We start from the raw sequence: 13,839 nt of genomic DNA, 5'->3' as shown, positions 1-13,839 counted from the left end.
AAATATGATTTTCATAGTAGAAGGGAGGTGACATATAACCGATGAAAATGAAAAAGACTATTTTTGCTATTATCTGTTATTTACTAATCTCTTTTTCTCTTTTTTCAAATGAAACGACTGTGTTTGCTGTGAGCACATCAACGAATCATGATACTCATTCAGCGGAAGAAACGATTACGAAAGAAGAACTGAGTACTCTGAAGAAACAAGGTGTGGTTTCGACAGATGTAACGGTTCAACAATTAAATCAAGAGCAAGCGTCTCAGGACGATGCGATCGATGTGATCACAGCTGATGATGATTTGGAGAACTATGGTTTAAGGCAAAACAAACAGGATGAAATGGTAACAGATGAAAGACCGAATACCATTCGCCATCTTTTTGGTAAACCGTATCCTGGAACCGATATTATGCCTCAAAAAGGGGATATATTGGTGACGAGCACTGGTGCTTTGAATGGTTTAATTGGTCATGCAGGCATCGTCATTAATGAGAAAAGCTATGCATCCATTCCTGGGTTCCGGCAGCATCCAAATATTGATTCCATTCAAAGCTGGTTTCGCTATAGTGCCAATACAAAGGTGATTCGGATTAATCATCAGGAAAAGGCAGATTTAGCTGGGGATTGGGCGCACGATTACGTGAAAGACCATCCGAAGGCTCGATATTCGATCACTATGTCTATTCAATCTTTGGACCCTACTTATTGTTCAAAGATTGTATGGCAGGCTTACGCGAAAACCGGGGACGCTGTTGGACATGCCACATTTACCATTAAAGCACCCTATGGGTTTTTGAAAAAGAAGAACTATAAAACAGTGACACCTAAAGTCATTGTGAGCGAAGGCCGAAAAATTGGCGGGCTAAACTTTTGATTGTATCTCCCTCACTTTTATAAAAGTGGGGGTTTTTTGTCTCGTTATTTTCTTTAAAAAGATATATTAATATACTTTTAAAACGTATTTTTATGCATCTATCCATGTACGGAAATACAGATTCATTCACGAATTTATAATGGGGGAACAAAAAAAGCAAACGTTTCATACTTTTTTTGATAGAATAGGAAGTATGAATGAATGAGAAACTTGTTAAGTTGAAAGTGGGTGACATCGTGGGGAAAATCATAGCGATTACCAACCAGAAGGGCGGCGTTGGGAAGACGACAACTTCTGTTAATTTGGGTGCGTGTTTAGCATACATAGGAAAACGAGTGTTGTTAGTTGATATTGATCCGCAGGGAAATGCCACGAGTGGTATTGGGATTGAGAAGGCCGATGTAGAGAAGTGCGTGTACGATATTTTAGTAGACGATGCAGATGTACTTGATGTGATTAAGACGACAGAGGTCGAAAATCTTGATGTCATTCCTGCGACGATACAGCTTGCAGGGGCGGAAATTGAGCTTGTGCCTACGATCTCACGTGAAGTGAGGCTGAAAAGAGCACTTGAATCTGTGAAGCAAAATTATGATTATATGATTATTGACTGCCCGCCATCGCTTGGATTACTGACGATTAATGCGTTAACTGCATCCGATTCTGTTTTAATACCGGTTCAGTGTGAATATTATGCGCTTGAAGGATTGAGTCAATTGTTGAATACGGTTCGTCTTGTGCAGAAACATCTAAATACCGACCTTGCCATTGAAGGTGTCTTACTGACAATGCTGGATGCAAGAACAAACCTTGGAATCCAAGTCATCGAAGAAGTAAAAAAATACTTTAGAGATAAAGTCTATCAGACCGTGATTCCGAGAAATGTGAGACTAAGTGAAGCGCCTAGTCATGGGAAACCTATTATCTTGTATGATCCACGTTCAAGAGGTGCAGATGTCTATTTAGACTTAGCAAAGGAAGTGGATGCGAATGGCTAAAGGTCTTGGGAAGGGTATTAATGCGCTATTTAACAATGTGGATTCCAATGAAGAAACTGTCGAAGAAATTAAGTTGAAGGATTTGCGTCCGAACCCTTATCAGCCGAGGAAAACGTTTGATGATGATGCATTGTCTGATCTCAAAGAATCAATTCAGCAGCACGGTGTTTTACAGCCGATTATTGTTCGTAAATCGATTAAAGGATATGACATTGTCGCAGGAGAACGCCGTTTCCGTGCAGCACAACAAGCTGGTTTGACAACGATTCCTGCGATCGTCAGGGAATTTTCAGAAACACTGATGAGGGAGATCGCTCTTTTAGAAAACTTACAGCGCGAGGATTTATCTCCATTAGAGGAAGCGGAAGCCTATGCCTCCTTACTAGATCACTTAAGTGTGACTCAAGAGGAATTAGCCAAGCGGTTAGGAAAAAGCAGACCGCATATTGCGAACCACCTTCGTTTATTAACATTACCAGATGAAGTACAAAAGCTGATTGCGGATGGAACATTATCCATGGGACATGGACGCACGCTGCTTAGTTTGAAAAACAAAAAGAAGCTGGCGCCATTGGTAAAGAAGGTCGTGGACGAAGGATTGAATGTCCGTCAGGTTGAGAAACTTGTTCAGCAATTAAATGAAAATGTTCCACGTGAAACAAAGAAAAAAGAAGCACCAAAGGATCGCGTGTTGAAAGAAAGAGAATCTTTCTTACAAAATTACTTTGGTACTTCAGTGACGATCAAGAAACAGAAGAAAAAAGGGAAAATTGAGATTGAATTTCTCTCAAATGAAGATTTAGAAAGAATCCTTGAATTGCTTTCTACGAGAGAATCATCGGAATGACCATCTTGATATGAGATGGTCTTTTTTATATTCTTCCCGTGATATTTTGAATAGGGGTAAAGAGAGAACGGCTTTTTTCTCTCGTCCAATCCATTTGATCAATGTGGGATAGACTTTCAGAAAGTGTATTGGCCATTGACATCACAAGATGAAGACGTGTGTTTTGAAGAACGAAGTATTCCATAAAACCGCTCACGTTGACGATTCCATTAATATGAATATTACCTACTTCTGGCAGCTCTTTTTGCACACCTGCACCGGGCTTTAACGGTCCTTCTCCAATTTGAAACGATCCTACACTTTTTACTCTCCCTAAACAGGCATCAACGGCTACGATAAATGGATGTTTATGAGCTTGTTCAATTTCAGCGAGCTTTTCCTTTAAATTGACCGCATGCACTGGGTCAGAGAGAGTACCGTATACATGCAGCTTTTTTAAATCCAGACCTGAAAGCTTTGTTCCTACAAGTGGACCTAGAGAGTCACCGGTTGAGCGGTCTGTACCTATGCAGACGATGGCAACGGGTCTTTTTCCTGCTTTCTGAAGATGCGAGAATAAAATACTTTTAAGCTGCTGAATGGCATTTGTATCCGTATGGGACACGTATTCTTTCACCCTATTTCTTAAAAAAAGACCGTTCTTGCTATTCATAGGTCTCACTTCCTTGTCATAGTAGTTAGTAACAGTATACGGAAACAAGCTTAATTCTATACCTATGAGGTGATGATTGTGTGGAAGGCTGGTTCAAGGTGGACGCTTTTAATTTTAGGAAGCTTGATAGGAGCGGGATATGCCTCCGGTCAAGAAATATGGCAGTTTTTTGGCCTTGATAGCGGACTAGCCATTCTACTGTTTACGCTCATGTTTATGCTGTCGACCTATGTGGTGTTAAAAATCAGTTATGAGGTGCGTGCTGATCATTTTGTGCCGGTGTTAGAGCGTCTTGTAGGTCCTTGGCTGGCCAAGGTGTATGATATTTTAATTGTTCTTTATCTATTCACGACAACAACAGTCATGATTGCCGGTGGCGGGGTGACACTTGAGATGTATCATGTGCCATTTTGGGTTGGAATCGGTGCATTTTGTTTATTCTCATTTATGATTTTTTTCTGGGATGTGAAAGGTCTCTTATCTGTGAATGCTTTCATTATACCAATTTTGGTGGTGGGGCTCATCTATGCGTTTGTTTTTTATTATATGAATCATGATCATATGTGGAGAATTGATTTTGGCCAGCAATACAATTGGCCTGCCAGTATCGTCTTTGCTTCTTTGAATATATTATCTGTTGTGGCGGTGCTGTCTTCAGTGGGGAAAGAAATGAAGGGGCTTGGAGAGGCCAAAGTTGCGAGTATATTAAGCGGTTTGATTTTTGGTGTCATTTCTTATGTGTATAACGAAATACTAGTTGATATTTCTGGGAGTCTTTCAGCAGAAGGGATTCCTTTGTTTACAGTATTAGAGGGGGCACCAACATCATTGTTTGTGTTTATGACCATTGTTCTTTGTTTAGCGATTTATACAACAACCGCTGCGGGATTATTTGGTTTATCCAGCCGCATGCTCTCTTTTGTACGAATGCCCCGCTGGTTCATTGTATTCATCATGCTTCTTTTGATGGCACCTTTAACCTCTCTTGGATTTGCTGATTTGATTGCTTTCTTGTATCCGATTTACAGCTTGCTCAATCTTTATTTGCTTGTCTGTTTAATGCTGTATCCGATTTTAAGTAAAAAGATATTTTTCCGTTCTAAAAATTATACTGATAAAATAAAATAAACACCTCTCTTTCAAAGAGAAGTGCTTATTTTATCCGAATGGAATCAATCGCTTCCTTGATATCGTCATATACAGGCATGTGCTGGAGACGCTGCATGCGTTCCTCTATTTCTGAGATGGCTTGTCCCTTTAAATGCTGGGATACATGCTGTTTGACAATGGTTGTCTGGTTCATCATGTCTTCTGTTTTGGACAATTGGTACTCCAAGTGCATGCGTGTGTTTGCCAATTCATCGTGAAGCCGCATTTTCAGCAATCGCTTTAAATCTTTTCGTTGTCCTTCTCTGCGCATAGCCTGAATAGCGGCAATTTCTTCAGGTGATTGCGATTGTGTTTGTGGTGCAGATTGACTTTCGAATACAGACATGGAGCGGCGGGCACTCACATTTTGCAAGAAACGCTGGGCGTCACTAGGAGGTTTATTTTGATTGATCATATGTCGACTCCTTTCTTAACGAATACCCATTTGCATCGCAAGGCGTCTATCTGCCTTTGCATAGTCATCACCCATTGTGTACATATGTCTTGAAAGGGTGGAAAGTTCTTGTTCGTAGTCTCTCAAGGTGTACAAGGCATTCAGTTGTTTTTCATGAGAATAAAAGGATGATTGCGGCTGCTCCATCCTTACCTCCTCTAATAGTGCTTCTACATCGCTATGGGTTAATAAATCATAGTGACCAAAGCCGACAAGTCCTTTCAGCTCTTGTTTTACATGATGGACGGCATCTTTGACACTATCATCAATTCCATCTATTTTCTCAAATACAGTGTGTACTTCATGTTCAATAATACTTTGTAGATCATAAGATGAATTTTTTAGTAAATGGGATTTTATGATAATTTCAAGCCCGTTTTGTGCATATGCACGGCCTGAATGGATTTCTTGTAAAAGCATCGCTGTAAAACTTGTATTGTGATCAAGCTGTTCATCTAAAATACGAGCGGTTCCATTAGAATGGAATGAATACCCATTTACTTTAAATTCTCCTGAAACGAGAGCTAAAAATGCATTTGTATCAAACGATTCGTTCCACTCTATATTCATTGATGCAAAAGCTGATCTTAAAAAGGTGTCAATTTCTCTTGGTTTATATTTTATGGATTCTTGGACCGATCCCTGCTCCCGGGGCGGTACGGTGTACTTGACTTGTCCAACTCCATGATCATGGCGATTGAGTAAACCTACATAATGATTGGGTTGAATATATTCCGTGAGAACATGGGTATATTTTCCTTCTACTGCTTTTTGCTGAATGGAAGGTGCAAGGCTGCTCCATATATTTGGGCTATCGAATGTGATGGCTTTTTTGACAGCTGGCTGTTCTGTCGCTATGTAAGCACAAACAGCACCGGCAAGCGCTTGTCCAGTGAGATAGATGGCTGCATTTGGGTGCTTCTGACAGATGTCCTCGATGTATTCCTTCCCTTTAAAAAAGACATGATCTTGCTTTCCGGCTAAGGATTTTCTTTCAATGGGGTAGGCATAATCCGTTTTTAACAAGGATTGGGTAGCCGTTTGAACATCTTGTGCCGATGTCACCGTCATTTGTTTTGGCAGAGGACAGTGAAACGCGACAATGAACTCATCTGACTGTTCCTGCTGCATCGTTAAACCATATAATTGATGATCTATTTTTAGAAAATCGTTGACAGTGAGCGTATGCTGACCTACTTCTATCGTATGGTTCTGCTGGTAATTCTCTGCGTTTCCAGCGTGATCGGATATGATTTTATAATCTTTGTCGGTTAATCTATCCTTTCGATTGACCATCGTACCTGCTCCCTCACATAACATTTATGCAGATATCATAAATCAAAAAATATGGAAAAACCACAGCGTTCTACCAATAAAAACCTTTTGACCTACAGTGTTTGTGACAATATTGAAAAAAAGTGGAGTTTAAGTAACTATTGGTCACAAATAAAATGATCTAAAAGAAGGGTTTTTTCTATAAAAAAGAACGGGATTGATACATGACTGCGGCTCTTTATTTTGTGCATTGCTCTCTATCGTCGTTTTTTTGTACAATAGATTTAATGAAGTGAGCAAGAGAGGTGAATGCTGATGGCAGACAAAGCATTTGGGTTACATGACGTCGTTGAAATGAAAAAACCCCATCCATGTGGCGCCAATCGGTGGAAAGTCATTCGTTTGGGCATGGATATTCGTATTAAATGCGAAGGGTGTGGGCACAGCGTGATGATCCCAAGAAGAGATTTTGAACGAAAAATGAAGAAAATTCTCGTCAAGCATGAGGAGCCAACTGCTTAAGTAGGCCTCATGCTTTTTTGATGAAATTTGTCTTTTGTTCAGAGAAACAGATGCAATTTCTCATTTTAAAGCTCCGATTTAGTCTTTTTGGTAATGTTTCTTCTATTGAAAATGCATGATGGTTAGCTTGTCTTTTCATGTAAACCTACTTATAATTGCTCTAGGTTCATATTACGCAGTATAACGAGCACGTTTCATATAGAGGAGATGAAAGAATGGCTTTAACAGCTGGTATTGTTGGCTTACCTAACGTCGGGAAGTCAACGCTATTTAATGCAATTACACAGGCTGGAGCGGAGTCTGCTAACTATCCGTTCTGTACCATTGATCCAAACGTCGGAATTGTAGAAGTTCCAGACGAGCGTTTGCAAAAACTGACAGAATTAGTGCAGCCAAAAAAGACAGTTCCGACTGCTTTCGAATTCACTGATATTGCTGGTATTGTGAAAGGTGCATCTAAAGGAGAAGGTTTAGGAAATAAATTCCTTTCTCACATTCGTCAAGTAGATGCGATCTGTCACGTGGTGAGAGCTTTTGCTGATGATAACATTACACATGTGTCAGGTAAGGTTGACCCAGTGTCAGATATTGAAACGATTAATTTAGAATTGATTTTGGCTGATCTAGAAACGGTTGAAAAGCGTTTAACTCGTGTGAGTAAGCTTGCGAAACAAAAAGATAAGGAAGCGGTAGCTGAATTTGATATTTTGGAAAAGCTGAAGGACGCATTTGAAGCTGGAAAATCTGCAAGATCGGTTGAATTTACAGATGAGCAGCAGAAGCTTGTGAAGCAGCTTCATTTACTCACGTCAAAACCTATTCTGTATGTAGCAAATGTGAGTGAGGACGAAGTAGCAGATCAGGACGGAAACGAATATGTACAGCAAATTCGTGAGTTTGCATCTGGCGAAAACGCTGAAGTCATCGTCGTTTGTGCGAAGATTGAGTCTGAAATTGCAGAGCTTGAAGGAGAAGAAAAGCAAATGTTCCTTGAAGAGCTTGGCATTAAAGAATCAGGTCTAGATCAGCTGATTAAAGCGTCTTATTCACTTCTAGGTTTAGCTACGTATTTCACAGCAGGTGAGCAAGAAGTACGTGCTTGGACATTTAAAAAAGGAATGAAGGCGCCGGAATGTGCTGGAATCATTCATACGGACTTCGAGCGAGGGTTTATTCGTGCTGAAACGGTGGCTTATGAAGATTTACTAGCTGGCGGAAGTATGTCTGCTGCAAAAGAAGCAGGAAAAGTTCGTTTAGAAGGTAAAGAATATATAGTGAAAGATGGAGACGTCATTCATTTCCGTTTTAACGTATAGGTTCTTGTCATAGGCCAAGTAATTTGTTATAATATACAATTGTGAGTAATATAATTTATTGCTCCTTGCCCGTATAGGGCCGCTTAGACCAAAAGGAGGTGCAATCAGATGAGAAAGTACGAAGTTATGTACATCATCCGCCCAACAGTTGACGATGAGGCTAAAAAAGCAGTTATCGACCGTTTTAATAACGTGTTAACTTCTAACGGTGCGGAGATCACTGGAACAAAGGATTGGGGTAAACGTCGTCTTGCATACGAAATCAACGATTTCCGTGAAGGCTTCTACCAAATCGTAAACGTTCAATCTGACGCTGCAGCAGTTCAAGAATTTGACCGCTTAGCTAAGATCAGTGACGATATCATTCGCCACATTGTTGTTAAAGAAGAAGAATAAATCATTGAAATATATATTTAAAGGTGGTCTTTCAATATGCTAAACCGTGTTGTATTGGTCGGAAGACTAACAAAAGACCCTGAGCTTCGCTACACGCCTAATGGTGCGGCTGTAGCCACGTTTACTCTAGCTGTGAATCGTACGTTTACGAATCAATCTGGAGAGCGTGAAGCCGATTTCATTAACTGTGTTACTTGGAGAAGACAAGCCGAGAACGTGGCTAATTTCTTGAAAAAAGGAAGTCTTGCCGGTGTAGACGGTCGCTTGCAGACAAGAAACTATGAAAACCAGCAAGGACAGCGTGTCTTCGTGACAGAAGTTCAAGCTGAAAGTGTTCAATTTCTTGAGCCTAAAAGCGGCGGTGCTGGTTCAGGTGGATACAGCGGCGGTGGCAATAGCGGAGGCCAGTATTATGGCGGTAGCCAAAATGATCAGAATCCATTTGGAAATGAACCAAGTCAAAATCCATATGGCAATCAAAACAACCAAAATCGTAATCAGGGAAATAGCTTCAATGATGACCCATTTGCGAATGATGGTAAACCGATTGACATCTCCGATGATGATTTGCCATTCTAATTGATCTGAAAAAAATGACCAAAGGAAAGGTGTGAAAACAAATGGCAGGTGGACGCAGAGGCGGTCGTGCGAAACGTCGTAAAGTATGTTTCTTTACTTCTAACGGAATCACGCACATCGATTACAAAGATGTTGATCTTCTTAGAAAGTTTGTTTCTGAGCGTGGTAAAATTTTACCTCGTCGTGTAACAGGAACTAGCGCTAAGTATCAACGTAAATTGACATTAGCGATTAAAAAATCACGTCAAATGGCATTACTTCCATACGTTACTGGTGAGTAAGTCGTTGACTTAAAAGCGAAGGGCCTTGAGCTCTTCGCTTTTTTTATTTGTCTCACTTTTATGAGAAAGCCGTTTCTGGCAGTCTAACTAGGGGAAGTATGTAAAAAGAGAGTCAACGTGACAGTTTGTTCTATACAAATACTAGGTCAATCTGTCATATTGGTATTTTAAAATATACTTGCAGTCAGGGCGTGGGAAGATGATTGAATTTAAGAATGTATCGATGCAATTTTCTGATGACCGCTATGCCGTTCAATCTGTTGATTTGGAGATTCAAAAAGGTGAATTTTTTGTATTGATTGGACCTAGTGGAAGCGGGAAAACGACGACTTTGAAAATGATCAATCGTCTCATCTCTTCTACAGAAGGTGAGATTTACATAAAGGGTCGAACCATCAGCGATTATGATATTTATGAGCTGCGCTGGGATATTGGTTATGTGCTTCAGCAAATTGCGCTGTTCCCTCATATGACCATAGAAGAGAATATTGCTATAGTGCCAGAGCTGAAACAATGGAAGCGGACTGAGACGAATCAGCGTGTTGATGAGTTGATGTTCATGGTGGGGCTTGAGCCTTCTACCTATCGACATCGAAAGCCAGCAGAGCTTTCAGGAGGACAGCAGCAGCGAGTCGGCGTAGCACGGGCACTTGCTGCTGATCCTGAGATTGTCCTGATGGATGAACCTTTTAGTGCGTTAGATCCACTGACGAGAGAGAAATTACAAGATGGACTGCTTGAGTTACAGCGCCGTATTCAAAAGACCATCGTTTTTGTGACACATGATATGCAGGAAGCCATGAAGCTTGGAGATCGGATATGTGTGATGAATGAAGGAAAAGTGGTGCAGGTTGGACGCCCAGAGGAATTGATTCAGCATCCAGTTAATCCATTTGTGCGGGAGTTTGTTTCAGGAGCTGCCCGTCATGTAGACCATCAAGCATTTGAGCTGACAACTATTTCTCAGCCCATGCCTCAAGAAGATCTGTTAGGCGATGAGGTGGTCTCCATCCATGCGACGCTAGAAGAGGTTCTATCTCGACTGGTAGAGCATGAAGAGCTTGTTGTTGAGAAGGATGGGGAACGGATCGGGCTCATCACTCGTCAAGCGGTGATTCAGTATTTAGCCGGTACTTCTGCTGAGAGGGGCGAGACACATGAATGAATGGATCAGTGTGCTATGGGCTCGAAAAGATCAGCTCGGACACGCCTTACTTGAGCATATTCAAATTTCCTTCATTGCGTTATTTCTAGCGATTTTGATTGCCATTCCTTTAGGGATTTATTTAACGAGAGTCCCTAAGATAGCAGAGTGGATCATTGGGGTGACGGCTGTCTTGCAGACAATTCCGTCTTTGGCGCTGCTTGGACTGCTGATTCCTCTCGTTGGGATTGGTCAAGTGCCCGCAATTATCGCTCTTGTCGTCTATGCTCTTCTTCCTATTTTAAGAAACACATATACAGGCATTCGTGAGGTCGATCCGTCGCTCCGAGAAGCGGCGCTCGCTATGGGGATGAATCACCGCAAACGCTTATTAAAAGTAGAACTCCCTCTTGCTATGCCTGTGATCATGGCAGGTATCCGAACAGGGATGGTTCTTATTGTAGGGACAGCCACTCTTGCAGCTCTTATTGGGGCAGGTGGATTAGGGAGTCTGATTCTGCTTGGAATTGATCGAAATGATATGTCTTTGATCATCATTGGTGCTATTCCAGCTGCATTACTTGCGCTCTTATTTGATGTGGTCTTGCGGACACTTGAGAAAATCTCCTTTAAAAAAACCGTGATCTCTGTAACGGTCTTTGCTGTAATAGCAGGAGCAGTTGTCGCTGCCCCATTGCTGTTTCAACAAGAAAAGAAAGAGATCACCATTGGAGGGAAGCTGGGGTCAGAGCCTGAAATTTTGATCTCTATGTATAAGCTTTTAATTGAGCAGGATACAGATATCCAAGTCAATCTTAAGCCTGGTCTTGGTAAGACGTCCTTTGTTTTTCAGGCACTGCGGTCTGGTGATATTGACATCTATCCTGAATTTACAGGGACAGCGATTTCTGAATTTCTGAAAGAAACAGCGAAAAGCACGGATAAGGAAAAAGTGTATGAGCAAGCGCGCCAAGGTTTGGCGTCATCCTTTCAGCTTCAGCTTCTTCAGCCGATGGCTTATAACAATACATATGCTTTAGCCGTGCCTCAATCACTAGCGGATCAATATGATTTATCAAAGATTTCAGATCTGGGTCAAATCAAGAATCGTATACGTGCTGGCTTTACTTTAGAGTTTTCTGATCGTCAGGATGGATATTTAGGCATTCAAAAAGCTTATCAGTTTTCTTTTGACGATGTGGTCACGATGGAACCGAAACTTCGATATCGAGCCATTCAAAAAGGGAATATTCAGTTGGTCGATGCGTATTCGACAGACAGTGAATTGAGACAATACAAGTTGAAAGTGCTGGATGACGACAAGCATGTTTTCCCGCCCTATCAAGGAGCGCCCTTGCTAAGACAGGAGACATTAAAAGAGTATCCTGAGATTGAGGCCTCTCTCAACAAGCTCGCTGGTCAAATCACAGATGATGAGATGAGAGAAATGAATTACGAAGTCAATGTGAAGGGGAAAGATGCATTTCAAGTAGCCGAAGCCTATTTAAAAAAGAAAAAATTGCTTCAATAATCAAGGGAAAGCAGGTCTGCTATAACAAAGCGGCCTGCTTTTGAAAAGAAAAAAACAAAAATCATTGACATCTATTTCAAAAAAGAATATCCTTAATTCGAGATAAATATATTTTTTGGTCATATATCTCGAATTCGAGATAATATAAAAGCGTCAGTCAAGACATAATGAGTAGGGACATGTTACGTCATGAAGAGGAGGTCATTAGAAGTGAAGAAAACAGAAGGAATTCACCATATCACAGCAATTGTTGGTCATCCTCAGGAGAACGTTGATTTTTATGCAGGTGTTTTAGGTCTTCGTCTCGTGAAAAAGACCGTCAATTTTGATGATCCCGGCACATACCATTTATATTTTGGAAATGAAGGAGGTTCTCCAGGTACCATTATTACGTTTTTCCCTTGGCCAGGTGCACAAAAGGGACAAATTGGAGCAGGTCAAGTAGGTGTGACAACATATGTCGTACCGACCGGTGCCTTCTCTTTTTGGAAGGAACGCCTTGAGCAGTTTGACGTTTCTTATGAAATGATTGAACGCTTTGGTGAGGCCTTTCTCTCATTTGAAGATCCGCACGGTTTATTGATAGAACTTGTAGAGCGTGAAGAAGGAAAACAGAATGACTGGACATTTAATGGGGTGACACCAGAAGTAGCAATTAAAGGGTTTGGCGGAGCTGTTTTATTAACTTCACAGCCTGAGCAAACGATGCAGCTGCTAGAGCAAACGATGGGACTTGAAAAAGTCGGCACGGAAGGAGATTATGTGAGATTCCGTTCGTTTGGAGAAATCGGCAATGTCATTGATGTGAACAAGACACCTGTTGCACGAGGACGTATGGGCGTGGGTGTTGTACATCATATTGCGTGGAGAGCAACAGATGATCAGGATCAATTGGATTGGCAAAGACATGTTGCGCAAAGCGGATATCAAGTGACGCCTGTGCAAGATCGAAATTATTTCAATGCGATTTATTTTAGAGAGCTTGGCGGCATATTATTTGAGATTGCGACCGATCCTCCAGGGTTTGCACATGATGAATCTGTGGAAACGATGGGTGAAGCGTTGAAACTGCCACCGCAATATGAGGCTCAGCGTAGTCAAATTGAACAAATCGTGCTGCCGATTGAGGTAAGAGAAATCAAAGGGAAAGGAGATTCATGATGAAGCATCTTTTTCAAAAAGGAAAGAATGAACAAAAACCTGTCCTTCTCATGCTGCATGGAACTGGCGGGACAGAGCAAGACTTATTGCCGCTTGCAGAAGTGGTAGACCCTGAAGCATCTGTTCTTAGTGTGAGAGGAAATGTATCAGAAAACGGCATGCCGCGTTTTTTCAGGCGTTTGGCAGAGGGTGTTTTTGATGAGCAAGATTTAATTGAGCGTACAGAGGAATTATATACATTTATCGGGGAAGCAGCAGATAAGTATGGATTTGATCGTCACAATGTGGTAGCCATCGGCTATTCAAACGGGGCGAATATTGCTGGAAGTCTGTTATTCCATTACGGAGATGCGCTGAAAGGAGCGATCCTGCATCATCCTATGGTCCCAAGACGAGGGGTTTTATTACCTTCATTAGCGGGGAAACAAGTCTTTATAGCAGCTGGTGAAAATGACCCAATGTGTCGCCCTGAGGAATCTCAAGAACTAGAGCAACTGCTTCAGGAGGCGGGAGCTTCCGTAACGCTTCATTGGGAAAATCGTGGACATCAGCTAACGAGAGAAGAAGTCGATGCTGCGGCATTGTGGTATCGTCGTCAATTTAAATAAGGTGGGGAATACAGGTGGGATTTTTACAGAAGCTATTTGGACAAACCAAAC

The 13,839-nt window shown here is 41.4% G+C and carries 16 protein-coding genes; 13 read left to right on the top strand and 3 right to left on the bottom strand.

The genetic code is table 11. From position 1 onward, the window contains the following. The first annotated feature begins 41 nt into the window (after nt 1–41). The 3 genes from ACRRMM_RS17215 (at nt 42) to ACRRMM_RS17205 (ending at nt 2,720) form a co-directional block, all read left to right on the top strand. On the top strand, nt 42–875 hold the full coding sequence (locus tag ACRRMM_RS17215) for a YiiX/YebB-like N1pC/P60 family cysteine hydrolase (RefSeq protein WP_041508097.1): 834 nt from the start codon (nt 42–44) through the stop codon (nt 873–875). Nucleotides 876–1,111: 236 nt separating this feature from the next. Next, on the top strand, nt 1,112–1,873 hold the full coding sequence (soj, locus tag ACRRMM_RS17210; RefSeq protein ID WP_008360890.1) for a sporulation initiation inhibitor protein Soj: 762 nt from the start codon (nt 1,112–1,114) through the stop codon (nt 1,871–1,873). Continuing rightward, complete coding sequence (locus ACRRMM_RS17205) at nt 1,866–2,720, top strand: ParB/RepB/Spo0J family partition protein (RefSeq protein WP_035704116.1); 855 nt, start codon at nt 1,866–1,868, stop codon at nt 2,718–2,720. Before soj ends, ACRRMM_RS17205 begins: the two co-directional genes overlap by 8 nt. A 25-nt stretch (nt 2,721–2,745) precedes the next feature. Here the strand turns inward: ACRRMM_RS17205 and yyaC are convergent, their stop codons facing one another. Then, nucleotides 2,746–3,372, bottom strand: coding sequence for a spore protease YyaC (gene yyaC / locus ACRRMM_RS17200; protein ID WP_008347570.1), 627 nt, complete (start codon nt 3,370–3,372; stop codon nt 2,746–2,748). A gap of 72 nt (nt 3,373–3,444) precedes the next feature. Between yyaC and ACRRMM_RS17195 the strand changes: the two genes are divergently transcribed. Next, a complete protein-coding gene (locus ACRRMM_RS17195; RefSeq protein ID WP_080770811.1) occupies nt 3,445–4,500 on the top strand; it encodes a YkvI family membrane protein in 1,056 nt (351 codons plus the stop codon). Nucleotides 4,501–4,525: 25 nt separating this feature from the next. On the opposite strand, the gene ACRRMM_RS17190 is transcribed toward ACRRMM_RS17195, so the two are convergent. Continuing rightward, entirely contained in the window at nt 4,526–4,936 is a 411-nt protein-coding gene (locus ACRRMM_RS17190) for a hypothetical protein (RefSeq protein WP_007497462.1), read from the bottom strand. A 15-nt stretch (nt 4,937–4,951) separates the two neighbouring features. Continuing rightward, nucleotides 4,952–6,271 carry a hydrolase gene (locus ACRRMM_RS17185; protein WP_148779920.1) on the bottom strand — a complete coding sequence of 440 codons (1,320 nt, stop codon included), beginning with the start codon at nt 6,269–6,271 and terminating at the stop codon, nt 4,952–4,954. A gap of 294 nt (nt 6,272–6,565) precedes the next feature. Between ACRRMM_RS17185 and ACRRMM_RS17180 the strand changes: the two genes are divergently transcribed. The 9 genes from ACRRMM_RS17180 (at nt 6,566) to ACRRMM_RS17140 (ending at nt 13,788) form a co-directional block, all read left to right on the top strand. Further along, the gene (locus ACRRMM_RS17180) at nt 6,566–6,772 is read left to right on the top strand and encodes a DUF951 domain-containing protein (protein ID WP_008347561.1); all 207 of its coding nucleotides are present in this window, start codon (nt 6,566–6,568) and stop codon (nt 6,770–6,772) included. Nucleotides 6,773–6,987: 215 nt separating this feature from the next. Next, entirely contained in the window at nt 6,988–8,088 is a 1,101-nt protein-coding gene (ychF, locus tag ACRRMM_RS17175) for a redox-regulated ATPase YchF (RefSeq protein WP_007497458.1), read from the top strand. A gap of 108 nt (nt 8,089–8,196) precedes the next feature. Further along, on the top strand, nt 8,197–8,484 hold the full coding sequence (rpsF, locus tag ACRRMM_RS17170; protein WP_008347557.1) for a 30S ribosomal protein S6: 288 nt from the start codon (nt 8,197–8,199) through the stop codon (nt 8,482–8,484). A 36-nt stretch (nt 8,485–8,520) separates the two neighbouring features. Next, nucleotides 8,521–9,063, top strand: a complete 543-nt coding sequence (gene ssbA / locus ACRRMM_RS17165) for a single-stranded DNA-binding protein SsbA (RefSeq protein ID WP_007497456.1) — start codon at nt 8,521–8,523, stop codon at nt 9,061–9,063. A gap of 41 nt (nt 9,064–9,104) precedes the next feature. Continuing rightward, a complete protein-coding gene (gene rpsR, locus ACRRMM_RS17160) occupies nt 9,105–9,344 on the top strand; it encodes a 30S ribosomal protein S18 (protein ID WP_008347556.1) in 240 nt (79 codons plus the stop codon). Between the two features lie 199 nt (nt 9,345–9,543). After that, entirely contained in the window at nt 9,544–10,509 is a 966-nt protein-coding gene (locus ACRRMM_RS17155; RefSeq protein WP_432450921.1) for an ABC transporter ATP-binding protein, read from the top strand. Then, nucleotides 10,502–12,019: an ABC transporter permease/substrate-binding protein gene (locus ACRRMM_RS17150; RefSeq protein WP_046344916.1), complete on the top strand. Its 1,518-nt coding sequence runs from the start codon at nt 10,502–10,504 to the stop codon at nt 12,017–12,019. The genes ACRRMM_RS17155 and ACRRMM_RS17150 overlap by 8 nt, the downstream gene beginning before the upstream one ends. Nucleotides 12,020–12,208: 189 nt before the next feature. Beyond that, nucleotides 12,209–13,180 carry a ring-cleaving dioxygenase gene (locus ACRRMM_RS17145; RefSeq protein ID WP_007497450.1) on the top strand — a complete coding sequence of 324 codons (972 nt, stop codon included), beginning with the start codon at nt 12,209–12,211 and terminating at the stop codon, nt 13,178–13,180. Beyond that, nucleotides 13,177–13,788 (top strand): alpha/beta hydrolase, encoded by a 612-nt coding sequence (locus ACRRMM_RS17140; protein ID WP_148779918.1) that lies wholly within the window; start codon nt 13,177–13,179, stop codon nt 13,786–13,788. The genes ACRRMM_RS17145 and ACRRMM_RS17140 overlap by 4 nt, the downstream gene beginning before the upstream one ends. Nucleotides 13,789–13,839 lie beyond the last annotated feature (51 nt).

Source organism: Bacillus sp. XT-4 (assembly GCF_050864245.1).
Lineage (GTDB): Bacteria > Bacillota > Bacilli > Bacillales > Bacillaceae > Bacillus > Bacillus altitudinis.
Note: the sequence above shows the minus strand (reverse complement) of the source record. Positions and strands in the feature narration are given on the sequence as shown.